The sequence below is a fragment of the Microbacterium hydrocarbonoxydans genome, assembly GCF_023715885.1.
GTDB classification, from domain to species: domain Bacteria; phylum Actinomycetota; class Actinomycetes; order Actinomycetales; family Microbacteriaceae; genus Microbacterium; species Microbacterium hydrocarbonoxydans_C.
The window spans coordinates 429143-454949 of record NZ_JAMBOY010000001.1 but is presented as its reverse complement, the minus strand read 5'-3'; the positions used below and the strand labels follow the sequence as shown (position 1 = coordinate 454949).

Annotated in this window: 26 protein-coding genes; 10 read left to right on the top strand and 16 right to left on the bottom strand. The window is 69.5% G+C overall.

The window, feature by feature from the left end; genetic code table 11:
• Positions 1-13 precede the first annotated feature (13 nt).
• From M3195_RS02105 to M3195_RS02085, 5 genes are all read left to right on the top strand, one after another.
• On the top strand, positions 14-1156 hold the full coding sequence (locus M3195_RS02105; RefSeq protein WP_251584752.1) for a class I SAM-dependent methyltransferase: 1143 nt from the start codon (positions 14-16) through the stop codon (positions 1154-1156).
• Between the two features lie 333 nt (positions 1157-1489).
• The gene (locus M3195_RS02100) at positions 1490-2806 is read left to right on the top strand and encodes a quaternary amine ABC transporter ATP-binding protein (protein WP_251584750.1); all 1317 of its coding nucleotides are present in this window, start codon (positions 1490-1492) and stop codon (positions 2804-2806) included.
• Positions 2806-3762: an ABC transporter permease gene (locus M3195_RS02095; protein ID WP_251584748.1), complete on the top strand. Its 957-nt coding sequence runs from the start codon at positions 2806-2808 to the stop codon at positions 3760-3762. Before M3195_RS02100 ends, M3195_RS02095 begins: the two co-directional genes overlap by 1 nt.
• Positions 3755-4681, top strand: a complete 927-nt coding sequence (locus M3195_RS02090; protein WP_251584746.1) for a glycine betaine ABC transporter substrate-binding protein — start codon at positions 3755-3757, stop codon at positions 4679-4681. The genes M3195_RS02095 and M3195_RS02090 overlap by 8 nt, the downstream gene beginning before the upstream one ends.
• Positions 4682-4906: 225 nt before the next feature.
• Positions 4907-6376, top strand: a complete 1470-nt coding sequence (locus tag M3195_RS02085; RefSeq protein ID WP_251584744.1) for a lipase maturation factor family protein — start codon at positions 4907-4909, stop codon at positions 6374-6376.
• 226 nt (positions 6377-6602) lie between these two features.
• Here M3195_RS02085 and M3195_RS02080 read toward each other — a convergent pair whose 3' ends face one another.
• The 12 genes from M3195_RS02080 to M3195_RS02025 all read right to left on the bottom strand — a co-directional run bounded on the left by M3195_RS02080 (position 6603) and on the right by M3195_RS02025 (position 17564).
• Entirely contained in the window at positions 6603-7370 is a 768-nt protein-coding gene (locus M3195_RS02080) for an ABC transporter permease (RefSeq protein ID WP_251584742.1), read from the bottom strand.
• Entirely contained in the window at positions 7367-8149 is a 783-nt protein-coding gene (locus tag M3195_RS02075; RefSeq protein WP_251584740.1) for an ABC transporter ATP-binding protein, read from the bottom strand. Before M3195_RS02075 ends, M3195_RS02080 begins: the two co-directional genes overlap by 4 nt.
• Positions 8146-8517, bottom strand: coding sequence for a DUF1048 domain-containing protein (locus tag M3195_RS02070; protein WP_144875791.1), 372 nt, complete (start codon positions 8515-8517; stop codon positions 8146-8148). Before M3195_RS02070 ends, M3195_RS02075 begins: the two co-directional genes overlap by 4 nt.
• 1 nt (position 8518) lies before the next feature.
• A complete protein-coding gene (locus tag M3195_RS02065) occupies positions 8519-8893 on the bottom strand; it encodes a PadR family transcriptional regulator (protein WP_251584738.1) in 375 nt (124 codons plus the stop codon).
• A gap of 194 nt (positions 8894-9087) precedes the next feature.
• Positions 9088-9792 (bottom strand): SGNH/GDSL hydrolase family protein, encoded by a 705-nt coding sequence (locus M3195_RS02060; protein ID WP_251584736.1) that lies wholly within the window; start codon positions 9790-9792, stop codon positions 9088-9090.
• Between the two features lie 148 nt (positions 9793-9940).
• Entirely contained in the window at positions 9941-10942 is a 1002-nt protein-coding gene (locus M3195_RS02055; RefSeq protein ID WP_096714022.1) for a magnesium and cobalt transport protein CorA, read from the bottom strand.
• A gap of 333 nt (positions 10943-11275) precedes the next feature.
• The gene (locus M3195_RS02050; RefSeq protein ID WP_251584734.1) at positions 11276-12109 is read right to left on the bottom strand and encodes an SDR family NAD(P)-dependent oxidoreductase; all 834 of its coding nucleotides are present in this window, start codon (positions 12107-12109) and stop codon (positions 11276-11278) included.
• A gap of 4 nt (positions 12110-12113) precedes the next feature.
• Positions 12114-12959: an SMP-30/gluconolactonase/LRE family protein gene (locus tag M3195_RS02045; protein ID WP_251584732.1), complete on the bottom strand. Its 846-nt coding sequence runs from the start codon at positions 12957-12959 to the stop codon at positions 12114-12116.
• Positions 12956-13762, bottom strand: coding sequence for a hypothetical protein (locus M3195_RS02040; protein WP_251584730.1), 807 nt, complete (start codon positions 13760-13762; stop codon positions 12956-12958). Before M3195_RS02040 ends, M3195_RS02045 begins: the two co-directional genes overlap by 4 nt.
• 150 nt (positions 13763-13912) lie before the next feature.
• Positions 13913-14263: a TraR/DksA family transcriptional regulator gene (locus M3195_RS02035; RefSeq protein WP_251584728.1), complete on the bottom strand. Its 351-nt coding sequence runs from the start codon at positions 14261-14263 to the stop codon at positions 13913-13915.
• Positions 14264-14409: 146 nt separating this feature from the next.
• On the bottom strand, positions 14410-14733 hold the full coding sequence (locus tag M3195_RS02030; RefSeq protein ID WP_251584727.1) for a cupin domain-containing protein: 324 nt from the start codon (positions 14731-14733) through the stop codon (positions 14410-14412).
• Between the two features lie 251 nt (positions 14734-14984).
• Positions 14985-17564 carry an MMPL family transporter gene (locus M3195_RS02025; RefSeq protein WP_251584725.1) on the bottom strand — a complete coding sequence of 860 codons (2580 nt, stop codon included), beginning with the start codon at positions 17562-17564 and terminating at the stop codon, positions 14985-14987.
• A 69-nt stretch (positions 17565-17633) separates the two neighbouring features.
• On the opposite strand from M3195_RS02025, the gene M3195_RS17040 reads away from it, so the two are divergent.
• Both M3195_RS17040 and mscL read left to right on the top strand, forming a co-directional pair.
• A complete protein-coding gene (locus tag M3195_RS17040; protein WP_251584723.1) occupies positions 17634-18206 on the top strand; it encodes a TetR/AcrR family transcriptional regulator in 573 nt (190 codons plus the stop codon).
• Between the two features lie 249 nt (positions 18207-18455).
• The gene (gene mscL, locus M3195_RS02015; RefSeq protein WP_251584721.1) at positions 18456-18866 is read left to right on the top strand and encodes a large conductance mechanosensitive channel protein MscL; all 411 of its coding nucleotides are present in this window, start codon (positions 18456-18458) and stop codon (positions 18864-18866) included.
• A gap of 231 nt (positions 18867-19097) precedes the next feature.
• Here the strand turns inward: mscL and M3195_RS02010 are convergent, their stop codons facing one another.
• The 3 genes from M3195_RS02010 to M3195_RS02000 are packed head-to-tail and all read right to left on the bottom strand — an operon-like array spanning position 19098 to position 22561.
• Complete coding sequence (locus M3195_RS02010) at positions 19098-19244, bottom strand: hypothetical protein (RefSeq protein ID WP_179297510.1); 147 nt, start codon at positions 19242-19244, stop codon at positions 19098-19100.
• The gene (gene purL, locus M3195_RS02005; protein ID WP_251584719.1) at positions 19241-21574 is read right to left on the bottom strand and encodes a phosphoribosylformylglycinamidine synthase subunit PurL; all 2334 of its coding nucleotides are present in this window, start codon (positions 21572-21574) and stop codon (positions 19241-19243) included. The genes M3195_RS02010 and purL overlap by 4 nt, the downstream gene beginning before the upstream one ends.
• Positions 21575-21613: 39 nt before the next feature.
• Positions 21614-22561, bottom strand: a complete 948-nt coding sequence (locus M3195_RS02000) for a helix-turn-helix transcriptional regulator (protein WP_251584717.1) — start codon at positions 22559-22561, stop codon at positions 21614-21616.
• Positions 22562-22658: 97 nt separating this feature from the next.
• Here M3195_RS02000 and M3195_RS01995 point away from each other — a divergent pair, with 97 nt between their 5' ends.
• On the top strand, positions 22659-23111 hold the full coding sequence (locus tag M3195_RS01995) for a VOC family protein (protein WP_251584715.1): 453 nt from the start codon (positions 22659-22661) through the stop codon (positions 23109-23111).
• A 115-nt stretch (positions 23112-23226) separates the two neighbouring features.
• Here M3195_RS01995 and M3195_RS01990 read toward each other — a convergent pair whose 3' ends face one another.
• The gene (locus M3195_RS01990) at positions 23227-24579 is read right to left on the bottom strand and encodes a serine/threonine-protein kinase (protein WP_251584713.1); all 1353 of its coding nucleotides are present in this window, start codon (positions 24577-24579) and stop codon (positions 23227-23229) included.
• Positions 24580-24782: 203 nt separating this feature from the next.
• Here M3195_RS01990 and M3195_RS01985 point away from each other — a divergent pair, with 203 nt between their 5' ends.
• Together M3195_RS01985 and M3195_RS01980 are read left to right on the top strand one after the other, a co-directional pair.
• A complete protein-coding gene (locus M3195_RS01985; RefSeq protein ID WP_251584711.1) occupies positions 24783-25010 on the top strand; it encodes a DUF2188 domain-containing protein in 228 nt (75 codons plus the stop codon).
• Positions 25010-25774 carry a 3-keto-5-aminohexanoate cleavage protein gene (locus M3195_RS01980; RefSeq protein WP_251584709.1) on the top strand — a complete coding sequence of 255 codons (765 nt, stop codon included), beginning with the start codon at positions 25010-25012 and terminating at the stop codon, positions 25772-25774. The genes M3195_RS01985 and M3195_RS01980 overlap by 1 nt, the downstream gene beginning before the upstream one ends.
• The last annotated feature ends 33 nt before the right edge of the window (positions 25775-25807 follow it).

The following is a 25807-nucleotide window of genomic DNA, read 5'->3' as shown; positions in this document are numbered from 1 at the left end:
CTAGGCTGAACGGATGGGATTCCCGTACGCGCGGCTTCGTCGGTGGCCAGACGTCGAGGCCGAGAACCTGCAGGCTCACGACGCGACCGACGTGCTGCTCGTCGAGCGGGCGCTCGCACTCGACGTGCCGGGCGAGGAGATCGCCGTGATCGGCGACGAGTATGGAGCGATCACCCTGCCTCTCGTCGCGGCGGGCCTCACCGGCGTGCGGGTGCACCAGGATCTCGCAACCGGTCGCCGCGCCCTCGATCGCAACGCCGCCGACCTCGGACTCACGGGGTACGCGCCGCATGAGCTCGATGCCGAACTCCTCGCGGGCGCGCGACTCATACTGCTGCAGCTGCCGAAGTCGCTCGCCGAGCTCGAGGAGATCGCGGACGCCGTCGCGCGGTGGGCTGCGCCCGATGTCGTGCTCATCGCCGGCGGTCGGGTCAAGCACATGACGCTCGCACAGAACGAGGTGCTCGCGCGAAGCTTCGCCGTCGTGCAGGCGCAGCGGTCGGAGCGCAAGTCGCGGCTCATCGTCGCCTCGGAACCGCGGGATGCCGCGGGCGAACCGCGCTTCCCCGTCGCGCAGCAGCACGTGGGGCTCGTCCTGGTCGCCCACGGTGGCGCCTTCGCCGGCGCGAAGCTCGACATCGGCACACGGGTCCTGCTCGAGACGCTCGACCTCGACCGCTCTGGCGCGGCTCCGGGCGGTGAACCCGGCGACGCGCCGGCAGCGCGGACCGTCGTCGATCTCGGCTGCGGAACGGGCGCGCTCGCGGTGTCCTACGCTCTCGCCCACCCGGACGCCCGGGTCATCGCGACCGACCGCTCTGCTGCAGCGGTCGCCTCGGCCCGTGCCACTGCCGCAGCGAATGGCGTCGCCGACCGGATTGAGGTCACGCACGATGACGCGGCATCCGAGCTCCCCGACCAGAGCGCCGACGCCGTCCTCCTCAACCCGCCGTTCCATCTCGGCACGAGTGTCCACACGGGAGCCGCGACCCGGCTCTTCGAGGCAGCCGCCCGCATCCTGCGCTCGGGTGGCGAGCTCTTCACGGTGTACAACTCGTCGCTGGGGTATCGAGCCGAACTGACCCGTCTCGTGGGGCCGACGGAGCAGGTGCACCGTACCCCGAAGTTCACGGTGACGCGCAGCATCCGCCGCTGACGAAACGCCCGACGACACGCGCGACGGACGCCGCGCAATCCCCCGGTCAGCCGCGGAAAGTCAGGCTGACTAGCAAACCCGGATTTGGCGCTGACCGGCCATTTCGTTACGTTGGTCTGTGGGCCTGATGGCCCGAAGACCAGTCCGCGACCGCGTCCTTCTTTCGAATGTGCTGTGCTGCGAAGAGGCGTGGGCGTACGGTCGATGCTCTATCGCGGGGGATCCGAAATCCGCCGTCCGTGCCGCCACAGCACCATGTCGAAACGGCCGGGAGCGTCACCCGGGCGTAACCGAAGCAGGCTCAGCCACCCGAAGGCGAGCCGCGGGGGAAACGTGTCCGAAATCGCTCTAGAAGCGCGCAATCTGTACAAGGTGTTCGGCAAGAACACGAACCAGGCGGTGCGACGCCTGAAAGCCGGTGAGACCCGCACCGACGTCGCCGAGAACGGGACAGCAGCCGTCATCGACGCCAGCTTCACCGTGAAGCGCGGCGAGATCTTCGTCATCATGGGGCTCTCCGGCTCCGGCAAGTCCACCATCATCCGGATGCTGAACGGTCTCCACGAGGCCACCGACGGCTCGGTGCTCGTCGGGGGAGACGCCATCACCGGCATCCCGGGCTCGCGACTGCGCGAGATCCGCCGCGACCGCATCTCCATGGTGTTCCAGCACTTCGCCCTGCTGCCGCACCGCACGGTCGCCGCGAACGTGGCCTATCCGCTCGAGCTGAAGGGCGTCGGCAAGGCCGAGCGTCTCGCGAAGGCCGAGGAGATCCTGTCCCTCGTCGGTCTCGAGGGCCAGGCCGACAAGCTCCCCTCCGAGCTCTCCGGCGGCATGCAGCAGCGCGTGGGCATCGCCCGCGCGCTCGCCGCGGACACCGACATCCTCCTGATGGACGAGGCGTTCAGCGCCCTCGACCCGCTGATCCGGCGCGAGATGCAGGAGCAGCTGCTCGAGCTGCAGGAGAAGTTCCAGAAGACGATCGTCTTCATCACGCATGACCTCAACGAGGCCATGTTCCTCGGCGACCGCATCGCCGTGATGCGCGACGGCCGCATCGTGCAGATCGGCACGCCCGAGGACATCCTCACCGACCCCGCCAACGACTACGTCGAGCAGTTCGTGCAGGACGTCGACCGCGCCCGCGTGCTCACGGCCGGCAACGTCATGGACCGCCCTCGCCCCGTCGTCGCCGAGACGGCCGGCCCGCGCACTGCACTGCGCCAGATGCGGGATGCCTTCATGTCGGCGACGTATGTCACCGGCCGCGACCGCAAGCTGCTCGGCATCGTCACCGACAGGGATGCCGTGAAACTGGTGCGCAAGGGCGTGACGACTCTCGAGTCGATCCTCAAGCCTGTGCCGCAGAGCGTGAGCGTCGACGAGGTGCTCATGAACCTCTTCATCCCCTCGGTCGAGTCGCCGCTGCCACTCGCGGTGGTCGACGCCGACGGACGTCTCGTCGGCGTCATCCCCCGCATCACGCTGCTTGCAGCGCTCGGCCCCGGGCCAGGCGCCACAGGCGAGCTCACCCTTCCGCTGCTGCCCATGCCGCAGGCGGAGATCGACGCGGTGCTGGACGACGGATGGACTGCCGAACCCGCCCCATCGACGGGATCGGGAACCCCGATGGCAGAGGAGGTGCGCTGATGGACGGCTTCCGCATCCCCCTCGGATCCTGGGTCGCAGCCGGCGTCGACTGGATCAAGACCAACCTTGACGGTCTGCTCGACGTGGTGTCGTTCGTCGTCACCTCGCTCGTGCAGGGGCTGACCTTTCTGCTGCTCCTGCCGTACTTCTACGTCGTGATCGTGGTCGCCGCGCTCATCGCGTGGCTGGTGCGGTCGTGGCAGCTCGCGATCGGCACTGCGATCTCGTTCACGCTGATCGTCGCGATGGGCCTCTGGGTCCCCGCGATGCAGACGCTCGCCCTCGTGCTGGTCGCCGCGCTCGTCGCCGTGATCATCGCGATGCCCCTCGGCATCTGGTCGGCGCGCAACGCGACCGTGCGAGCGGTTCTCAAGCCGGTGCTCGACTTCATGCAGACGATGCCCGCCTTCGTGTACCTGATCCCCGCGATCGTGTTCTTCAGCATCGGCGTCGTGCCCGGTCTCGTCGCGACGGTGATCTTCGCGCTCCCGCCGGGTGTGCGCCTCACCGAGCTCGGCATCCGCGGCGTCGACTCCGAGACCGTCGAGGCCGGACAGGCGTTCGGCGCGAAGCCGGGGCAGATCCTGCGCGGCATCCAGCTTCCGCTCGCCATGCCTACCATCCTCGCCGGCGTGAACCAGGTCATCATGCTCGCGCTCTCGATGGCCGTCATCGCCGGTATGGCCGGAGCCGACGGGCTCGGCAAGATGGTCGTCGAGGCCATCTCCACCGTGAACATCGCCAAGGGCGTCGAGGCGGGCCTGGGAGTCGTGCTCATCGCCGTCTTCCTCGACCGCGTCACTGCTGCTCTCGGCACGCTCGGACGCAACCGCGGTTCGCTGCTGGCCCTGGTCCGCGATCGCCGCGCGCAGCAGCGCGTCGCCGCGGTCGAGGCCGCCCCGGCATCCGCCCCCGCACCCGCGTCCGTCGAAGAGAAGGAGCTCCAGAATGCGTAATCGCAGGCTCACCACCGTCGCGGCGCTCGGCGCCGCGGCATCCCTCGCCCTCGCCGGGTGCGCGAGCGACGGCGCCGGCGGCACGATCGAACTCGCCGGCGGCGGGTCGGATGCTGCGGGCGGCGGCGACAAAGGCACGATCACCCTCGGGTTCCTGCCCTCGTGGACCGACGGGCTCAGCACCGCGTACCTGCTGCAGGATCAGCTCGAGAAGCTCGGGTACACCGTGGAGATGAACACGCTCACCGAGGCGGGGCCGCTGTACACGGGGCTCGCGCAGGGCGACGTCGACGTGTTCCCGTCGGCGTGGCCCGAGATCACGCACGCCGAGTACATGGCGACCTACGGCGACTCGATCGAAGACCTCGGCACCTACTACGACAACGCGAAGCTGACGATCGCGGTGCCCGAGTACACCGACATCGACTCGATCGACGAGCTCGCCGCGGCGAGCGACCGGTTCGACGGCAAGATCTACGGCATCGAGCCGGGCGCAGGACTCACCGGCCAGACGCAGAAGATGATGCCCGAATACGGACTCGACGGGTCGTACGAGCTCGTGACCTCGTCGACCGCCGCGATGCTCACCGAGTTGAAGTCGGCGACCGAGAACGAGAAGGACATCGTGGTGACGCTCTGGCGTCCGTTCTGGGCCAACGACGCGTACCCCGTGAAGGACCTCGAAGACCCGAAGGGTGCGATGGGCGAGGCCGAGGGCCTGCATTTCCTCGGCACCAAGGGCTTCGCCGAGGAGTTCCCCGAGGCCGCCGAGCTGATCGAGAAGATCAAGCTCGACGACGCGCAGTACGGCTCGCTGGAGGACCTCGTCGTCAACGAGTACGGCGAGGGTCGCGAGGCCGAGGCCGTCGACGCATGGCTCGAGGAGCACGGCTCGGAGTTCGACTGGGTCGTCGACTGACCTGAAGGCATGCCTCCTCCGGCTCGTTGAGCGGCGGGCGCGGTGACCCCCGGTCGTTGAGCGAGCGGAGCGAGACGAAACGCGGCGGGGTTCGAGATCGCCTCACCGCGTTTCGTCTCGTCGCTGCGCTCCTCGCTCAACGACCCGGGGGGGCTCTCGCTCGACGACCCGCGGCCCGGGCGCAACCCCCTTCGGCGCCGGATTCACGAGACGTAGCCTGACCGCATGGACGGGTTCGCCGCGGTCGACTTCGGGTTCGCCCGCGAGGTGCTGCAGCGCGGCATCGCGGCGCTGTACCTCGTCGCCTTCGTCTCGACGCTGAACCAGTTCCGCCCCCTGCTCGGCGAGCACGGTCTGCTCCCGGCCCCGGCCCTGCTCGACTGGGTCGGCGACAAGCCGTCGCGACGGCGGATGCTGCATCCGACCGTCTTCCTCCGCATCCGCTACACCGACCGCCGCCTGGTCGCGCTGTGCTGGTGCGGCATCGCGATCGCCGTGCTGCTCGTGCTCGGCATCCCGCAGCTCGCGCCGCCGTGGGTGCCGATGATCGCGTTCCTCGCCCTATGGCTCGGATACATGTCGATCGTGAGCGTCGGGCAGACCTTCTACTCGTTCGGGTGGGAGATGCTGCTGCTCGAGGCGGGGTTCCTCGCGGCCTTCCTCGGCTCGCACGACCAGCCGCCCCCGACCGTCGTGATCGTGCTGTTCTGGTGGCTGCTGTTCCGGGTCGAGTTCGGCGCCGGCATGATCAAGATCCGCGGCGGGCGCGAATGGCGCGACCTCACGGCGCTCATGTATCACCACGAGACGCAGCCGATGCCCGGACCGCTGAGCCGTCAAGCACACCTGCTGCCGAGGTGGTTCCACCGGGCGGAGGTTGTCGGCAATCACATCGCGCAGCTCGCCGTGCCCTTATTCGTGTTCGCTCCGCTGCTGTCGATCTGGGTGCCCGGGTCTGTGCCGCAGATCATCGGAACGACGGCCGCGCTCATCATGATCGCGACGCAGCTGTGGCTCGTCGCGACCGGGAACTTCGCGTGGCTGAACTGGGTGACGATCGTGATCGCGTTCTCGGCCGTCGCGCTCCCGGGGATCGGTTCACCGGCGTCGGAGGAGGAGACGGGCACGGCGTGGCCGGGCATCCCGCTGCCCTGGTTCGTGATCACGTCGGCCGTCGGTCTGCTCGTGGTTGCGCTGAGCTGGCCGGCACTGCGCAACCTCTTCGCCCGGCGACAGCTCATGAACGCGAGCTTCAACCGGTGGCAGATCGCGAATGCGTACGGCGCGTTCGGCACGGTCACGAAGGAGCGCATCGAGATCGTGGTGGAGGGCTCGCTCGACGACGACGCGCTGCTGTGGCGGGAGTACGAGTTCAAGGGCAAGCCCGGCGACGTGCGGCGCGTGCCCGGTCAGTTCGCGCCGTACCACCTGCGGCTCGACTGGCTGATGTGGTTCCTGCCGCTCGGACGCTCGCTCGACGACTGGTTCACGGTGTTCCTGCTGCGGCTGCTCGAGGCGGATGCTCCGACGCTCGCCCTGCTGCGCTCCGACCCGTTCGCAGGCGAACGGCCGCGGTGGGTGCGCGCGGTGTCGTACCGGTACCGCTTCGCGACCCGCGCCGAGCGGCGGGCGCACGGCGTGCGGTGGATGCGGACCCGTCAGGCCGTCGTGCTCGGTCCGCTCGGGCTGCGGTGAGGCCGCGGCATCCGCTCTGCTGTGCGTCCGACTCGGCGCCGCCCGTACCGAAGGAGATCTCGCGCTGCGAAGGAGCTTTCACGCGGATCCCTCCTTCGTTGCGTGCGATCTCCTGCGCACCGTGCGGTGACTCGACACCGCACAGCCGTTGACTGCCGCCGAGCGCGGCGAAACGCCCCGGCCGGACGCAGGGTCCGGACGGAGCGTTCCGTCTCGCTGGGCGAGGTCAAGAGATCTTCTTCCTGTACGTCACGATCGCGAGCACATACGCCACGACCAGGATGCCGACGCACCAGGCGAGCGCGACCCAGATGTCGTTCCCGACGGGCTGCTCGGCGAACAGGGCCTGGAGCGTGTTCACGATCGACGTCACCGGCTGGTTCTCGGCGAACCAGCGCACAGGCCCCGGCATCGTGTCGGTGGGCACGAACGCCGAGCTGATGAACGGCAGGAAGATCAGCGGGTACGAGAACGCGCTCGCCCCGTCGACCGTCTTGGCGCTGAGTCCGGCGATGATCGCGAGCCACGTGAGCGCCAGCGTGAACAGCAGCAGGATGCCGATGGCCCCGAGCCATGCGAGCACGCCGGCTCCGGTGCGGAATCCCATCGCGAACCCGACCCCGAAGATGATCGCGAGGGTGATGGCGTTCGCGGTGAGCGACGTCAGCACGTGCGCCCAGAGGACGCTGGACCGCGCGATCGGCATGGAGTGGAACCGCTCGAAGATGCCGCTCTGCATGTCGGCGAACAGCCGGAACGCCGTGTAGGCGATGCCGGATGCGATCGCGATCAGCAGGATGCCGGGCAGCAGGTAGTTCACGTAGTTCTCGGAGCCGGTGCTGGTCCGAAGCGCTCCTCCGAAGACGTACACGAACAGGAGCATCAGCGCGATCGGGGTGACCGCGGTGGTGATGATCGTGTCGGGGCTGCGGAAGATGTGCCGCATCGAGCGGCCGGTGAGTGTCGCGGTGTCCGCGGCGAAGTGCGTGCTCATGCTGCTTTCTCCTTGTCTGTGTCGGGAGCGGACGGGCCGATGAGGGTGAGGAAGATCTCCTCGAGGGTGGGCTGCTTCTCGACGTACTCGACGGTTGCCGGAGGCAGCAGGGCCTTCAGCTCGGCGAGCGTGCCGTTCGCGATGATGCGGCCCTCGTGCAGGATCCCGATGCGGTCGGCGAGCTGCTCGGCCTCGTCGAGGTACTGGGTGGTGAGCAACACGGTCGTGCCCGTGTTCGCGAGCTCCTTGACGACGGCCCACACCTCGATGCGGGCCTCCGGGTCGAGCCCGGTGGTGGGCTCGTCGAGGTAGATGACCTCGGGGTCGCCGACGAGGCTCATCGCGATGTCGAGCCGTCGCCGCATGCCGCCGGAGTAGGTGCCGACCTTGTGGCTCCCGGCATCCGTCAGACGGAACGTCGCAAGCAGCCGGTCGGCGACCTCGCCCGGGTGCGGGAGGTGGCGCAGCTTCGCGACGAGGACGAGGTTCTCCCGGCCGGAGAGGATCTCGTCGACCGCGGCGAACTGACCGGTCAGGCTGATGGACTCGCGCACCCGCAGGGGCTCTGCTGCGACGTCGAATCCCTGCACGGCGGCGGTTCCGGCATCCGCTCGGAGCAACGTCGAGAGGATGCGGACCATCGTCGTCTTGCCGGCGCCGTTCGAGCCGAGGAGGGCGAAGATCGACCCCTTCTCGACCTCGAAGTCGACGCCCCGCAGCACCCGGAGGTCCTTGTACGACTTCTCGACGCCGCGGACGCTGATGGCGGTGGTGGTCATGATCGGCTCTCCTTCTTCTTGGCGTCGTCGACGGCCTCGACGAGGCGCGCGCGTTCCTTGTCGACCCACTGCGAGCCGCCGTACGCCTCGGCGTAGCTCTCGGCGTACTCGACCGGGTCGTCTCCGACGATGTCGGCGATGGGGGTTCCGTCGACGGCTGCGCGCTCCCAGAGGTCTGCGAGGTCGAGGAAGATCCGCACGAGGGTGTCGCCGTCGGTGATGCCGCCGTAGTACATCGTGTAGCGGTGCTGGGCGTTGGCGACGGTGCGGTAAGGCTCGGGCAGGGCGTCGATGCGCTTCTTCGCATCGCGGTACTGCTTCTTCTGCTCGAGTGATCCGGTGATGAACTCGAGCCACTTGGCGGCCATGTCAGTTCTCCTTGTTCGTGGTGTTCGTGGTGTTCGTGGTGTTCGCGGTGGTGCGGGTGGTGTTCAGCTGTTCGATGTGCTGCGCGAGGAAGTTCCAGGTGGTCCAGAACTCCTCGAGCTCTTGCGTGCCGGCGGGGTTGAGCGAGTACACCTTGCGGGGCGGCCCCTTCTCGCTCGGCACCTTCTCGACGTCGACGAGCTTCTTCTGCTCGATGCGCACGAGCAGTGCATAGATCGTGCCCTCGGCGATGTCGGTGAATCCGTGATCGCGCAGTCTCGCTGTGATCTCGTATCCGTAGGCCGGCTGCTCGGCGAGGAGGGCCAGGACGATGCCCTCCAGAGTGCCCTTGAGCATCTCGGTCATCTGCTTGCCCATGACGCTCCCTTCTCTCGTTCGGTACTCAGTGTTGCTGGGTACCGGTACAAAGTAACACTAAGTACCGGTACTTAGCAACACCGAATACTGAGATTCTTCTGCCGAGCGCCGACGCCCCCTCTGAGCGGCGTCACTCAGCGGGGGCGTGGATGCTCAGAGGGGGCGTCGGTGTGGGGAGGAAGGGGATGCGTGCGTCAGCCGAGTCGTGCGGCGGCGACCTGCGCCTCGAGCAGCGGCAGGGTGCGCGACGCGGCCGGACGGATGCCGAGGGCTGCGGCGAGCCCGAGCGCGAGCGCCGCGTGGCCGGCGGCGTTCGGGTGGAAGGGGTCGTTCATCAGGCCCCACGGCACACCGCCGGCGCCGAGCTCGGTGAAGCGGGCGTTCTGGTCGACGAGGATGACGTCGTCGGCCGCTGCGGCGGCGCGTACGGCATCCGCGAACTCCGCGATCCGCTCCCGGCCGGGCGCGTTGACGGTGTCGATCGACGGCGGCGTCTGCAGCACGACGATCGCGCCGGTCTCGCGCACGCGTGCCACGAACTCGCGCAGGGATGCCGTGAACGCGGCGGGTTCGACGTGCGGGCTGCCGGGCAGCGTCGACATGTCATTCGTCCCGATCATGAGGGTCACCACCGCGGGACGCCACGACGACACGCGCCGCTCGAAGTCGCCGAGGATGTCGGGCAGCCGGTGTCCGCTGATCGCCGAGTTCACGACGATGTCGCGCGTGCGCCCGAGTTCGCCGCGGATCAGCTCATGCAGGTGCTCGGCGTAGCTGCGCGCACCCTGCGTGTGCACGAGTCCGTGCGTGATCGAGTCACCCGTGATGACCCAGTTCAGCGGCTCTGCGCCGGTGAGGAGATCGGCGAGGCGGGCGAGGTCGGATGCTGCGCTGGTCACGCTCCGACCCTACCGGCGCTCCCCCGCGCCCCCCCCGCCCGCTCCTGCGTCGAAACCCATCACGCGCGCCGAAGCCCACCCGGAACGACGTCGCTGGAGGTGGGTCTCGACGCGGGAGGTGGGTCTCGACGCAGAGAACGGTTCGCGGTCAGAGCCAGCGCTTGTACTTGAACACCCCGTACAGTCCGACCGCGAAGGCCGCCATCGCGCCGATCGCCATCGGGTACCCGAAGGTCCACTGCAGTTCCGGCATCCCCTCGAAGTTCATGCCGTAGACGGTGCCGACGAGCGTCGGGGCGAAGATGATCGCTGCCCACGAGGAGATCTTCTTGATCTCGTCGTTCTGCGCGAGTCCCGCCTCCGACTGGCGCCGGGCGACGAGCGCCGACTGCACCGTGAGGGCGTTCTCGAGGATCGCGCGGAACGAGTCGATCTTCTCCTGCACGCGGATGACGTGGTCGAGCACGTCGCGCAGCGACCGCTGCAGCTCCTCGTCGATCCGGTACTTGTCCGATCCTCGACGCAGCCACTGCAGCATCCCGGCCAGTGGGTGCACGGCGCGCTGGAAACCGATGACCTCGCGCGACAGTTCGTAGATGCGGCGGGAGAGGGCGTCGTCGTCGCTGTCGCCGAACAGCTGGTCCTCGATCTCGTCGATGTCGTTCTCGAGTCCGGCGACGATCGGCTCGTACTCGTCGACGACCTCGTCGAGGATCGCGTAGAGCACGGCCTCGGGCCCCATCGCGAGCAGCTCGGGGTTCGCCTCCATGCGCCGCCGCACGGCGGCGAGGTTCGGCGACTCGGCGTGCCGGATCGTCACGACGAAGTCGGGTCCGATGAACAGGTGCAGTTCGCCGAACTCGATCGACTCCTCCTTGTCGCGGTATCGCGCCGGACGCAGCACCGCGAACAGGGTGTCGCCGTAGCGCTCGACCTTCGAGCGCTGGTGCCCGGAGAGCGCATCCTCGACGGCCAGCGGATGCAGGTCGAACTCGCGCGCGACCGATTCGACCTCCTGCGGGCTCGGGCGGTAGAGCCCGATCCACGCGATGCCGCCGAGCGCGCCGAGGGTGCGCGACGTGTCGTCGAGGTTGTGCAGCGTCTCCACGCGACGTCCGTGGACGTACACGCCGTTGTCGATGAGGGCCATGATGCGGCCTCCGTTCTCGCAGGCGCTCGCCGCGAAGGGTCGGCGGCGGGCGCAGGAATCGTCAGGGGCGGATGACGCCGCCGACGCTGCGTGCGGAACGGTCGTGCGGAGCTGTCTCAGCTCGACGCAACGGGGCCGTGGAATGCGACGCGAACGACGGCGGCGTCGCTACTATCACCGGACATCGCCATCACCGCCTCTCGCACCTCGGATTCGAACGCCACCGCGCCCGACGTGCCATGTTACTCCCGTGACGGAGCTTTCGAATCGCCCACCTCGCAGTTCTCAGACTCCCGAAGCTGCAAGATGAGCGATTCGAAAGTGCGGCGGGCCTCAACGGATCCCGACGAGTTCGGCGCTCTTCTGCCACAGCGCCTCGGCAAGGGCGGCGTCGTCGACCTGCGGATTGACGCGGTTCGAGAGGGTGCGTTCGTCGTAGTAGGCGCCCGAGAACCAGGTCTCGTCGGGGGTGCCCTCGATGAACCAGCGCAGGACGCTGCCGCCCTCCTCCACCCCGGTGAGGATGAGCCGGCCGAGGAAGCTGCGGTAGACGAGGCGCATGAGGCTCGACGAGTCGGCCGCGAAGTTCGTGCGCACGGTGCCGGGGTGGAAGGCGACCGCGCTCAGCCCGTCGGCATGGAACCGCGTGTGCAGGCTCTTCGCGAAGAGCACGTTCGCGAGCTTGGCGTCGCCGTATGCCTTGTTGGCGCTGTACTTCTTCCGGTTGTCGAGGTCGTCGACATCGAGGTTCCCGAACAGTCTGTGTCCGACGCTTGACGTGTTGATGACGGCAGCGCGGCTGCGCAGCAATCGGGGCAGCAGCAGGTTCGTCAGCAGGAACGGTGCGAGGTGGTTGACCTGGATGGTCTTCTCGTGACCGTCCACTGTGGGGGTGCGGTCGCCGAAGATGCCGCCGGCGTTGTTCGCGAGCACGTCGAGGCCGTCGTCGCCGAGGAGGTCGTCGATCCGACCGGCCAGCGTCCGCACGTCGTCGAGTCGCGCGAAGTCGGCGGTCAGAGCCGTGGCACCCGCGGCCTCGGCGACGGCGCGGGTCTTTTCGGGCGATCGCCCGACGAGCAGCAGGCGGTGTCCGGAATCGGCGAGCTGCCGCGCGGCGGCCGCGCCGATGCCGTCGGACGCCCCGGTGATCACGATGGTCTTCGTCATGATGTCAGCCGGCGAACGGCACGACCGGCATTCCGCGCACACCGGGGCGCACCGCGAACAGTGATCCGGCTTCCGTGCCGTGATCGGGGTCGAGGCCCTGGGCCGACGTGGTGATGAACAGTGTGCCGAGGTCGTCGTCGCCGAAGGTGCACGCGCTGACCTGCGGAACCGGAAGCTCGATGCGGGCGACCAGCGCGCCCTCGGGCGAGTACCCGTGCACGGCCGAGCCGTTCCAGAGCGCGACCCACACGGACCCGTCTGCAGCGACGGTGAGGCCGTCCGGCATCCCCTGGTCGTGGGCGATCGACACGAACCCGCGCCGGTCGCGCAGCTCGCCGTCGACGACGTCGAACACGTCGACGCGGCCGGTCGGCGTGTCGTTGTAATAGGCGAGGGTGCCGTCGGGGGAGAAGCCGATGCCGTTCGAGGTCTCGACGCCCGACAGGATCTCCGTCGACGAGAGATCGCCGTCGATGCGGAGCACTCTCCCGGCCGCGCTGTCGTCTCCGGTTGACATGGATCCGGCGAGCAGGCGACCACGCGGGTCGACCGTGCCGTCGTTGAACTGGGCGGACCCGAGGTCGAAGGAGGTGACGACCTGCGCCGGTCCGTCCGCGGTGTCGGCGAGGTGCAGACTGCGCGCTCCGACCGCGACGAAGCCGCCGCCGATGCGGGGCCGGACGAACGCCGCGTAGTCGTCGTCGAGGTGCAGGCGATGGATGCCGTCGTCCCTCAGCGTCACGAGGTCGGCGGCCTCGGCATCCACCCATCTGACTCCGCCCCACGACGGCGACCACACCGGCGCCTCGGCGTGCACGCAGACCGGCCCGGTCAGGTTCTCCGGCGTCATGATGCCTCGTCGCGGCGCAGCGGCATCCGCTCGGGTTCGGGATGCGATTCCGGAGCATCCGGGGCCGCGGCCGGCTGCGCGGGCAGCTCCTTCGCCACCTGCTTCTCGAGCACCTGCACGGCCTCGTCGCTGAGCAGGATCAGTCCGTCGAGCTCGTCGCGCACCCGCTTGTAGGCGATGTTCCGCTCGGCCTGCGTGGCCGATTCGTCGACCGCGACCTTGAGCAGCTGCTGCGCACGGTCGAGGCGCTTGCGCTCCGGCTCGGAGAACGTCGAGTCGCGCAGCCGCCTGGCATCCTTCTCGGCCACCTCGAACGCCACGGCGTAGGCGCCGACCGCGTCGAGGTACTCCGACACCTGCTGCTCGGTGACCGACGCGTCGGCTGAGGCCGGTCGCAGCGCGTCAGCCGTCCGCTTCGCCCGCAGGAACGCGGCGACGAGCGGCTGGCGGCCGTCGCTCATCGCGGGGAAGGCGATGAGCTTCGCCACATCGAGCTCGTAGTCGAGCCAGCGCGCGGTGATCTCGTCGTGCTCGGCGAAGAGTCGCTCGAGCAGGGTGTTCGATGCGACCGGAGGCGCCGTCGTGTCGACGACCGAGGGGCCGAGGCGTCTGCCGCCACGGGCTTCGACCTGAGCCGCCTTGAGCTCGGCTTTGACGCGCAGGGTCTCGAGACGGCGCTCATGCCGGCGCTTCGCGCTGCGCTCCCAGGCCTTCGCGGCTCCGCCGGCCATGCCCATGATGGGGAAGATGAGCCACCAGTAGCTGCCGGCGAAGACCCAGAAACCGCGGATGAACTCGTCCATGATGCCCTCAGCCTACTTCCGGCGGTCTTCCGGTGTACCCCGGTCATTGAGCGAGCCGAGCGCCTCCCTCGCGAGGTCTGGGCACGCGGAGGCCGTCGCCCCTGGTCGTTGAGCGAGCGAGACGAAACGCGGTGCCCTCCGCGAAACCCCTCAGCGCCCGAGCTTCTCCGCGCACGCGACGCAGTGGGTGGCGAACGGTCGCACCTCCAGACGCGCCGCGGGGATCGGTCGGCCGCAGTGCGCGCAGAGGCCGTACGTTCCCGCATCCAGCCGGTCCATCGCCTCGTCGACCTGCCGGAGCTCGGATGCCGCGGCCTCGGCCAACCCGGTCAAGCGCGACCACTCCGATGACAGCGTGACGCCTTCGGGATCGTGCTCGTCGTCGTCGTTCGACCCCGCTCGGTCATGCGTGAGCTGACCGAGCGTCGCCCTCGTCGACTCCACCCGGGCGAGCGCGTCGGCGTGCAGCCTTTCGAGAAGTGCCCGCGGGTAAGACGTCATCCGCACACCCTACGCCGCCCCGCTGACATCGGCTTCCGGCACCTGCGGCCCGGTCCATTCGGCTGACGATCCCTCGGATGCGCGGCCTCGCAGCGGCATCCGACCCGCCATCCGGGGATCCGTCAGCCGTGCGAGCTCGGCGAGACCTACTCGAGCCACTCCGTCACGAACCGGTCGCTGGCGTGAATGTGCGTCGCGTTGTATGTTCCGCCGTCGAGCACCTCGAATCGGTGTGCAAGGAGTGCGGGCGCGGCGATGACCTGTCCGCCTTCGACGACGACCTGGTCGTCGCCGAGCGTGAACAGCGCCCGCCCTGAGTGAACGAGGAACGTCTCGACGTACGGATGCCGGTGCAGCCGTGGCCCCGACCCCGGCACCGCCGTGAACTCCCGGATCAGGCTCACGGGCGAACCGATCAGGTACCCCTCGATGTTCTCGTCCGGGCCGATATCCGTGGGCTGGGTCGTCATGGCGCCTCCTCGCACGCCGAGGCTACCGCCCCGCATCCGCTCCCACCACCCGCTCGCGCCCGCATGGCTGGCGTTTCCCCGGCCGGCTGGCGGATCACCGGCATCTGTCCCGCCATCCGGGATTCCGTCAGCCGTCCGACCGGGCCGACCCAGACTGCATGCCAAAGAACCCGCCTGCATGCCGAGATGGAACGATTCGGCATGCAGGCGGGTTCCCGACCTGCAGAAGGGCGGATGCCGAGCGCGGCGCGTCAGCCCCGCTCGCCCCGCTCGCGACGCGCCCGCCGCGTCCCGGGGGCGGGCGCCGACGCGCCCTCCGGATCGGCGACGGTCACCGTGTCGGTGTGCACCGAGGGGTGGTCGCGCTCGAGCGCCGCGCCCTCCATGTCGACGTTCGGGACGATGCGGTCGAGCCACCGCGGCAGCCACCAGGCCGAGCGCCCGAGCAGGTGCATGAGAGCGGGCATGAGCAGCATCCGCACGACGAACGCGTCGAGCAGCACCCCGAAGGCGAGGCCGAAGCCGATCGAGCGGATGATGGTCGACTCCGAGAAGATGAACCCGCCGAAGACCGACACCATGATGAGCGCTGCGGCGATGACGACCGAGCGGCCGGCGCGGAAGCCCTGGGCGACGGCGTCCCGCGCGCTCGCGCCGTGGACGTACGCCTCGCGCATGCCCGAGGCGAGGAACAGCTGGTAATCCATCGCGAGTCCGAACAGGATGCCGACGAGGATCACCGGCAGGAAGCTGAGGATCGGCCCCGTGCTGTGCAGTCCGATGAGCTCCGCCCCCCACCCGAACTGGAACACCGCGACGGTCAGGCCGTAGGTCGCGAAGAGCGACAGCACGAATCCACCGGTGGCGATGAGCGGCACGAGCAGCGACCGGAACACGACGATCATGATGAGCAGGGAGAGTCCGACCACGACGACGAGGTAGATCGGCAGCACGCCGGCGAGTGACTCGGAGATGTCGATGTTGATCGCAGCCTGGCCGGCCACACCGAGCGTGATGCCGTCAGCCGACGGAAGCGAGCGGATGTCCTGCACGAGCTTCTCGGTCGAGGCGCTGTTGGGCCCCTCAGCCGGGAGCACCTGGAACGCCAGCAGGGAATTGTCGTCGGATGCGGCGATCGGCGCGACGGCGACGACATCCTCCTGATCCGCGAGCTTCTGCGCGACCTCGACCTGGGTCGCGAGCAGATCGTCGTCGCTGACCGCGTCGTCGAGCGACGCCGTGACGAGCAGTGGGCCGTTCGCGCCTTCGCCGAACTGCTCGTCGACGGTCTGGTAGGCGCGGTAGCTGGTCGAGTCGGTGGGCTCGCTCGATCCGTCGGGAAGACCGAGGCGCATCGACATCGAGGGAATGGCGACGACCAGCAGCGCGACGACGCTGACGAGCACCGTGACGATCGCCCGCAGAGTGGACATGCGCTTCACGGGCTTGCCGGCGGCGTGCGGCTGGCCCATGGCGGCCCGGGCCTTGCGGCCGAGCAGCCTCGTGCCGGCGAGTCCGAGCAGCGCCGGGGTCAGCGTGATCGCGACGAGCACGGCGACCGCGACGCAGGCGGCGCCGACGGTGCCCATGAGGCCGAGGAACGGCACGCCGGTGATGTTGAGCGCGAGCAGCGCGACGATCACGGTGGAGCCGGCGAACACGACGGCGGTTCCCGACGTGCCGGTTGCGAGGCCGATCGACTCCTGCACGGGCGATCCGGCGAGCAGCTGCTTGCGGTGTCTGTTGACGATGAAGAGCGAGTAGTCGATGCCGACGGCGAGTCCGAGCATGACGCCGAGCACCGGAGTCACCGACGCCATGTCGACCACGCCGGAGAAGGCGAGGGATGCCGTGACGCCGACGCCCACGCCGACGACAGCGGTGATGATCGGGAAGGATGCCGCGAGCAGCGAGCCGAGCATCACGATGAGCACGATGGCGGCGATGGCCAGGCCGATCGCCTCGCCCACGCCGAAGATCTCGGGGACGCCCTGAGCGATGTCGGTGCCGAAGTCGACCTCGACGCCGTCGACGGGCGAGTCGGCGAAGTGCGCGATCGTGCCCTGCTTGACCTCCTCGGAGAGCTCGAGGCGGGGATCCTCGAACGAGACGTTGACGATGGCGGTCGAGCCGTCGTCCGAGACGACGCCGATGCCGTTCGCGAGGTCGAGGAGCGTCGAGCCGAGTTCGACCTGCTTCTCGTTCTCCTCCAGTTCCGTCCGCGACTCGTCGAGCGTCTTCTGCTGGGCATCGAGCTGGGCGAGCTGGGCGTTCAGTCCGGCGAGCTGCGCGTCGAGGGCGGCCAGCTGAGCGGAGGGGGCGCCGCCGGCCTCGGCCTGCGCGCGGGCGGCGGTGAGCTGGTCGAGCCCGGACTGCAGCTGCGCGCGGCCGTCGTCGATCTGCGTCTGACCGGCCTCCAACTGAGCGCGACCGTCGGCGATCTGCTTCTCTCCGTCAGCGAGCTGCGCGGCCTGGTCTGCTTGCTCCGCCTGGGTCGCGAACGGATCGACGACCGAGGCGACGCCGTCGAGATCCTCCGCGCTCGCCGCGAGGGCGGAGATCTCCTTCTTCTGCTCGTCGGTGAAGGCCGAGCCGTCGGTCGTGCGATACACGACGGTGCCGGTGCCTCCCGCGGTGTCGGGGAGCTTCTCCGCGAGCTGGTCGGTGACGGCCCCGGACGCGGTGCCGGGGATGTCGAAGCTGTTGCTCAGCGCGCCGCCGAGTCCGAGGAACGCGCCGACTCCGATGCCGAGGAGCACGATCCAGGTGACGACCACCGCCCACGCGCGACGAGCAGCGAGCGAACCCAGGCGGTACAGCAGTGAGGCCAACGCGATCTCCTTCAGTCAACAAGAGCATACGGTGCGTCTCGTCTAGAGTTCTGTGGTTATCCTGAACACGTGGTGAACGAGCATCGGAGCGGGCCCGTGCGCAGCACGGCTGCCCGTGAGGCTATCCTCGATGCGACCGCCCGGCTCTTCCACAACCGCGGCTACGATCGGCTCACGATCGAGGGGATCGCGAAGGAAGCCGGTGTCGGCAAGCAGACGATCTATCGCTGGTGGCCGTCGCGGGGTGCGCTGATCGGCGAGTGCCTGGCGGAGGGTCGGCTGATCCCCGTCGACTTCGTCGTGCCCGACACCGGTGATCTCGGCGCCGACGTCGAGACGTGGCTGCGCAGCGTCCTCTCGATCCTCGACGAGCCCGAAGGCGGCGCGCTGCTGCGATCTCTGGTCGCCGCGGCGACCGAGGATGCCGGCGTCGGCGCACACCTGGGCGAGAGCCTCGGGGTGGAGAAGTACCTGACAGAGCGGCTGCACGGCGGCATCCGCGACGGGCAGCTCGCCGCCGACGCTCCGGTGGAGCAGCTCGGGCGGGCGATCCTCGGGGCCATCATCGTGGAATCGCTCGGACGCGAGGAGCACGACACCGCCGCGGTGGTGCGACTGACGCGCTTTCTGTTCTCGCACTGAATCCCCTTTCGTGCGGCCATCGGGCCATGGCCGCAATATACCGAGATGAAATCGACGCATTCGCACACGATCATTTCCCGGAAAAGCGGGCGATCGAGCCGATGTTCACACAATTCGACCGGAAATCGTGAACGCGGAGTGCGGTTGAATGTCGGGCATCCGATCGTGCATCGCGCGTCGGATGTCATCGGGGCATTCGCCCCACCACTTCCTTCTCGGCTGGGGCCGATTTCTGCATTGGGGGACACCATGATCAAGGGGTTCAAGGAATTCATCGCGCAGGGCAATGTGATCGACCTCGCCGTCGCCGTCGTCATCGGCTCCGCGTTCACGGCCATCGTCAACGCGGTCGTCGCGAGCATCATCACCCCGCTCGTCGGGCTCGTGTTCGAGGCCGACGCCACCGGGAAGTTCGGACCGAAGCTCACCAACATCTACGGCAACGAGGTGACGTTCCCGCTCGGCGACCTGCTCTCGGCGGTCATCGCCTTCTTCGCCGTGGCGCTGGTCGTGTACTTCGTCTTCGTGCTGCCGATGAACACGTGGAAGGCCCGGCAGGCGGCACGCAAGCCCGCGGTCGTCGAGGTCATCGCGCCGACCGAGGCGGAGCTCCTCGTGGAGATCCGCGACCTGCTGCGCGAGGGCGCTGCGTCGCGCTGAGAACTGACGCGGGACTCCCGAGTCCCGTCGATCGTCGAGGACCGGTGCCGGCGCCGGACCTCGATCGTCGGCCCCGCTCCCCGTAGGGCGTGGTCGACAAGAGGCTCAGTGCGGGACCGAGCCTGTTCCGGTGACGAGACCTCCCCTCGGAACCGGAGGGGGGTGGCCGCTCGGGCGGTCACCCCCCACCCGTGTCGACGGGCGTGGCCCCGTCGGGAGTGCACCCGGGGGTCAGCCGAGAAGGAGCGTGATCACGGTCGCGCCGCCACCGCCGAGCAGCAGAGCCACGATCACGACCCACGCGACCACGCGGATGCGGCGATTGCGGCGCTCGCCGAGATCGCCGTAGTCGTCGTCGGGGCGGCTCAGCTCGCTCATGCGCTGACCGGCTCCGCGACGGTCGGGCCGAAGGCAGCGGGCAGCGTGGCCTGCGAGCGCTCGCGGATCTCGGCGACGGGGATCGTGAACACGTCCTGCACCTCGAGCTTCGCGTCCTGGCCGTCCGTCACCCCGATGCGGGCGACGGGGTAGTTCCGGCCCTCGCAGAGTCCGCGGAACTTCACGTCGTCCTCGCGCGGCACGGTCACGATGACGCGACCCGTCGACTCCGAGAACAGCGCGGATGCGGCATCCACTCCGTCCCGCTCGATGATCTCGTTCAACCAGACGCGCGCGCCGACGCCGAAGCGCGAGACGCCCTCGGCCAGCGCCTGAGCGAGGCCGCCCTCCGAGACGTCGTGCGCCGACGAGATCAGCCACTCGTCGCGCGCCGCCGCGAGCAGACCGGCGAGGCGCTTCTCGCCCGCGAGGTCGACCTTCGGAGGCAGACCGCCGAGGTGCTGGTGCACGGTCTCGGCCCACGCCGATCCCGAGAGCTCAGTCGAGGTCGTGCCGAGCAGGTAGATGTTCTGGCCTTCGTCCTGCCACCCAGACGGGATGCGGCGCGAGACGTCGTCGATGATGCCGAGCACGCCGACGAGCGGAGTCGGGTGGATCGGCACGTCGCCGGTCTGGTTGTAGAACGAGACGTTGCCGCCGGTGACCGGGGTGCCGAGCTCGTAGCATCCGTCCGCGAGGCCGTCGACGGTCTGGCCGAACTGCCACATGACCTCAGGGTTCTCGGGGGAGCCGAAGTTCAAGCAGTCGGTGATCGCTGTGGGCACGGCACCGGTGACGGCGACGTTGCGGTACGCCTCGGCGAGCGCGAGCTGCGCACCCGCGTACGGGTCGAGCTGGCAGTAGCGGCCGTTGGCGTCGGTCGAGATCGCGAAGCCGAGGCCCGACTCCTCATCGACGCGGATCATGCCGGCGTCGTCGGGGAACGCGAGGGCCGTGTTGCCGAGCACGTAGTAGTCGTACTGGTTGGTGATCCAGCGGGTGTCGGCGAGGTTCGGCGAGGCGACGAGCGCGAGGAACTGCTCGCGCAGCACGTCGGGATCGTTCGAGCGCGGCAGGTTCTCGGCGGCATCCGCCTGGAGCGCGTCGATCCACGTCGGATACGCGACCGGGCGGTCGTAGACCGGGCCGTCGACTGCGACGGTCGAGGGGTCGACGTCGACGATGCGCTCGCCCTGCCAGTCGATGATGAGGCGTCCGTCGCCGGTGACCTCGCCGAGCACGGAGGTCTCCACCTCCCACTTGTTCACGACGGCCATGAACGCGTCGAGCTTCTCGGGCGCGACGATCGCCATCATGCGCTCCTGCGACTCCGACATGAGGATCTCCTCGGCCGTGAGCGACGGGTCGCGCAGCAGCACGTTGTCGAGCGAGACCTTCATGCCGCTGTTGCCGTTGGCCGCGAGCTCGGAGGTCGCGCACGAGATGCCGGCCGCCCCGAGGTCCTGGATGGCCTCGACGAGCTCGCCGCGGTAGAGCTCGAGGCAGCACTCGATGAGCACCTTCTCGGCGAACGGGTCGCCGACCTGCACGGCGGGACGCTTGGTGGGCCCCCCGTCGGCGAAGGTGTCGGAGGCGAGGATGCTGGCGCCGCCGATGCCGTCGCCGCCCGTGCGGGCGCCGAAGAGCACGACCTTGTTCCCGACCCCGGTCGCGTTCGCGAGCTTGAGGTCTTCGTGGCGGAGCACGCCGACCGCGAGCGCGTTGACGAGCGGGTTCGCCTGGTAGACGGAATCGAAGACCGTCTCGCCGCCGATGTTCGGCAGTCCGAGGCAGTTGCCGTAGAAGCTGATGCCGCTCGTGACACCGTGCACGACCCGGGCGGTGTCGGGGTGGTCGATGGCGCCGAAGCGCAGGGCGTCCATGACCGCGACCGGCCGGGCGCCCATCGAGATGATGTCGCGGACGATGCCGCCGACGCCGGTCGCCGCACCCTGGAAGGGCTCGATGAAGCTCGGGTGGTTGTGCGACTCGGCCTTGAAGGTGACGGCCCAGCCCTCGCCGACGTCGATGACGCCCGCGTTCTGGCCCATGCCGACCATGAGCCGTTCCTTCATCTCGTCGGAGACCTTCTGGCCGAAGCGGCGCAGGTAGTTCTTCGACGACTTGTAGGAGCAGTGCTCCGACCACATCACCGAGTACATCGCCAGCTCACCCGAGGTGGGGCGACGCCCGAGGATCTCCTTGATGCGGGCGTACTCGTCGTCCTTGAGGCCCAGCGCCGCGTAGGGCTGCTCCTTCTCCGGTGTCGCGATCGCGTTCTCGACGGAGTCGGGGACGTGCTTGTGGGCAGGTGCAGGGGCGGTGGTCACGCGCACTCCTAGGGAAGGGGCCGGCGGGGCGACCCCAGTCTACCGGGGGGATGCCGCGGCGAAGCGCGCTGCGAGGGTGCGGGCGGCCTCCGCCAAGGGTGCTGGACCGGCAACCGTGAACGGGGCGTCGAACCGGGCCACGGCGGCGAGCACGCCCACCCACGACCACGATCCGACCGCGACCCGGCAAGATCCGTCGTCGACGGGTTCGACCGAGCCGTCGTCGCCGATCCACGGTGCGACCTCGCGCGCCGGAAGCTCGATGACGACCTCGCCGATGCAGGGCCAGCGATCCTCGGCATCCGACCCCTTGGCGCGGGCCGCGAGGTAGGTCTGCGCGTCCTGCGCAGGGAGAGGGCGGGGCGTGAACGACGGTCCGGTCGGGATGCGGGGAGTCATCCGGTCGAGGCGGAAGGTGCGCCAGTCGTCGGCGTCGAGGTCCCAGGCGAGCAGATACCACCGCCCCTCCCGCGCGACGACGGCGTGCGGTTCGGCGCGCCGCGGCGGTCGGTCGGCGCGCCCGTAGTCGAAGCGCAGCACGAGGTGGTCGCGCGTTGCGGCGCTCGTCGCTTCGAGTACGGCGGGGTCGACGCGCACGTCGTTCCCGGAGCCGGAGAAGCGGATGCCGTCGATGCGGTGCCGCAGCCGCGAGGGCATGACCTGGCGCACGGTGGCGAGGGCGCGCGCCGCTGCTTCGTCGACGTCGACGCCGCTCGCGGGAGCGTTCTGCAGGGCGACCGCGATCGCCACGGCCTGCGCGTCGTCGAACAGAAGCGGGGGCAGCTCGGATCCGGCATCCAGCCGATAGCCGCCGTCGGGTCCCTTGATCGCCGTGATGCGATAGCCGAGTTCGCGCAGACGGTCGACGTCACGACGGATCGTGCGCGGGGTGACGTCGAGGCGCTCGGCCAGCACCGCGCCCGGCCAGTCGCGCCGTGCCTGCAGGAGGGACAGCAGCGACAGCATCCGCGAGGAGGAACTGGACATGTCTCCATTCTCACCGCAGTAGCGGACCGGATCTGACCGCTACTGCTGTGATCGTGGTTCTCACGGCATCCGCCGCCCCATCCGACAGGAGAACCTCATGAGCATCACCACCACCACCCACCTGAACTTCCGCGGCACCGCCCGTCGGGCGCTCGAGTTCTACGGCGCGGTGTTCACCGCCGACGTCACGATCGCGACCTACGCCGACTTCGGGATGCCGACCGAGGCGCCCGGTTCCGACCGCGTCGTGTTCGGGCAGGTCGCGAACGCCTCCGGCTTCCGCCTCATGGCGTACGACGTGCCCGGTGCCGACGAGGCCGAGTCCGTCGCCGGGACCACCCGACGCGAGAACGGCGTCACGCTCACCGACCGGACGTTCTTCCAGTCGCTGCAGGCCGATTCGCTCGACGAGCTGCGGGGCTTCTGGGACGCGCTCGCCGACGGCGCGCAGATCATCGAGCCGCTCGCGGCGTCGGCCTGGTCGCCCGGATTCGGCATGCTGACCGACCGGTTCGGGGTGACCTGGGTGCTCGACGTGCGGGCGGCCTGATCCCCGCGCTTTCGGTTGGCACCTCCTGTGGGAATTCCGCGCGAATCTCCGCAGCAGGTGCCAACCGAGCGGATACGGGCGTACTCACCAGGGAGCGCCGCAGGGTCGCCGGAGCTCAGTCGTCGTCGCCCTCGTCGCCTTTGCCGCCGTTGTTGTTGCCCGGACCCTTGTTCTCGTTGCCGTTGTTGTTGCCCGGACCCTTGTTCTCGTTCTGCGCGGGGCGATCGACCGCCGGCTGATTCACGACCGGTTCCGGCTCGGTGGGCTCGCTCACCACCACCTCGACGGGGGCCTCGCCGGAGTCCTCGGGCGCGATGACGGTGCGTTCGGCGAAGGATGCCGCGAGGCGGCCGCCCTCGGCGACCGGCGGGTTCCCGGCCACGAAGCCGGTGACGAGTCCCCCGGCGACGACGACCGCGGCGGCTGCGGCGATGCCGGCGATGGCTCGGGGGTTGCGGCGGCGGCGCGGGGCAGCGGAGTCGAGCACGGCGGTGCGGTCGGTCGGCGGCTCTGCAGGAGCGGCGGCGGCGGCGCCTGCGCCAGCGGATGCCGATACGGCATCCGCTTCGGCGGCGTCCGCTCCCGAGGCGATCCCCGCAGCGCCCGCGGGCACGACGGCGGTCGGAGCCTCGCCGCGCATGAGCGCTCGGGCGGCGCGAGCGACCTCGCGCGCGGTGGGGCGCTCGGAGGGCTCGAGGCGTGTCATCCGATCGAGCAGTCCGCGCCATTCGTCGGGCACGTCGTCGGGGATGGTCGGCGGGTTCATGAGCCGGGCGACGGCTGCTCCGCGCCCGGTGCTCATCGCCGGGTAGGCGGGCACGCCGGTGAGGGCCTCGATCAGCAGAAGACCCAGCGAGAAGACGTCGACGGCCGTGCCGGGCTCGGCGTCGCGCAGCTGCTCGGGCGCCATGTAGGTGAGGGTGCCCAGCACGATCCCGGGCGAGGTCAGGCGGGGGCTGCCGACCGTGCACGCGATGCCGAAGTCGGCGAGTTTGGCGGTCCACGGTCCACCGCCGGGGTCGCGGGCCAGCAGCACGTTCGACGGCTTGACGTCGCGGTGCACGATGCCTGCGCCGTGCACGATCGACAGCGCCTCGGCGACGTCCCGCGCGACGCGGGCGACCTGGCGCGGACGCATCGGCCCCGTGCTCATGCGGCGGGCGAGAGTGGGACCCTCGACGAACTCCATGACGAGATATCGCGGGCGGCCGGGGATCAGCTGCGCGTCGTAGAGCGTGACCAGTGCACGGTGGTCGACGGCCGCGAGCAGCGCCTTCTCGTTGTGAGCCCGCTCGGCAGAGGAGGAGGCGTCGTCATCCTCGTGGATCATCTTGATCGCGACGGTGCGCTCGAGGTGCGTGTCCTCGGCGCGGTAGACGGTCGCCATGCCGCCGCGGCCGACCCGCTCCTTGAGCACGTAACGGCCGTCGAGCAGCGCCTCGGTGGGCGACATCACCTCGAGGCTCATCGGGCGCTCCGCGCAGCGGTCTTCGGGTCGGGCATGACATGACCGTACGGCTCCGGGAATCCACCCGTCATCGCCCTTGACGTGGCGCGGGATGTCTGCATGCGCGGCATCCGCTCCATCGTCGAGAACCGCGGATCCTGTCAAGCCCCTCCTGCCGTGTCCGAGCCCTCGCGTAGAAAGGAGGGGACGGAGAGGACATCCCCATGGCTGCAGGAGACATCGAGACGTTCCAGCGCGACGGCATCTGGTTCAACCGGATCGAGGGGGAGTCACGCACTCTGGGCAACAGCTTCGAGACGCAGGAGGAGGCGGTGCGCGTCGGCCGCGGCGCAGCGACGGCACGCCAGGTCGCGCACAACATCCGCACCGAGGAGGGCCCGTCCGAGACCGGAGGGCTGCACCAGTTCCACCCGCGTGAGCTCATGAACTGATGGCCGCTCCTGGTGACACGGGAGCCGTCGATTCCGGACGGATGCTGGTGCAGGCGTGCATCAACGGTGCGCGCGAGCTCACCCAGCATCCGCGGCTGACAGCCGATGCGACGCTGGCCGCTGCGGACGCGGCACGGGCGGTCGCGGCCGGCGCGCGGGAGATCCACGTGCACCCGAAAGATGCCGCGGGGCGCGACTCCGTGGCACCCGACCACGTCGGGGAGTGGGTGAGCGCGCTGCGCGCGGCGTGCCCCGGCATCCCGATCGGCGTGACGACCGGCGCGTGGACGGCACCCGATGTCGAGCGCCGGATCGCGGCGATCGAGGCCTGGACCGAGCTGCCTGACTACGCCTCGGTGAACTGGCACGAGGCGGGTGCCGATGAGGTCGCGGTGGCGCTGCGGCGCCGGGGCGTGGGTGTCGAGGCGGGCATCTGGGACGGCACCGGATTCGAGGTCTGGCGGGATTCCGCCGTCCGCGCGGAATGCCTGCGGGTGCTGATCGAGCTGCCCGACGAGGCCGCCGATGGCGTGCGCACCCACGCCGAGGGCCTCATCGCTCACGTGCGTGCGGAGGACGCCGAGGTGCCGATCCTGCTGCACGGCGAGGAGCGGTCGGCCTGGCCGGCGCTCGCCCTCGCGGCCGAACTCGGACTCGACACTCGCATCGGGCTGGAGGACACCCTCGTGCTGCCCGACGACCGCACCGCGTTCGACAATGCCGCCCTCGTGCGGGCGGCGATGGCGTTCGTCGCTCCGGCATGAGCGCACGATGCGTGGAATCGGCCCGTGGCCTAG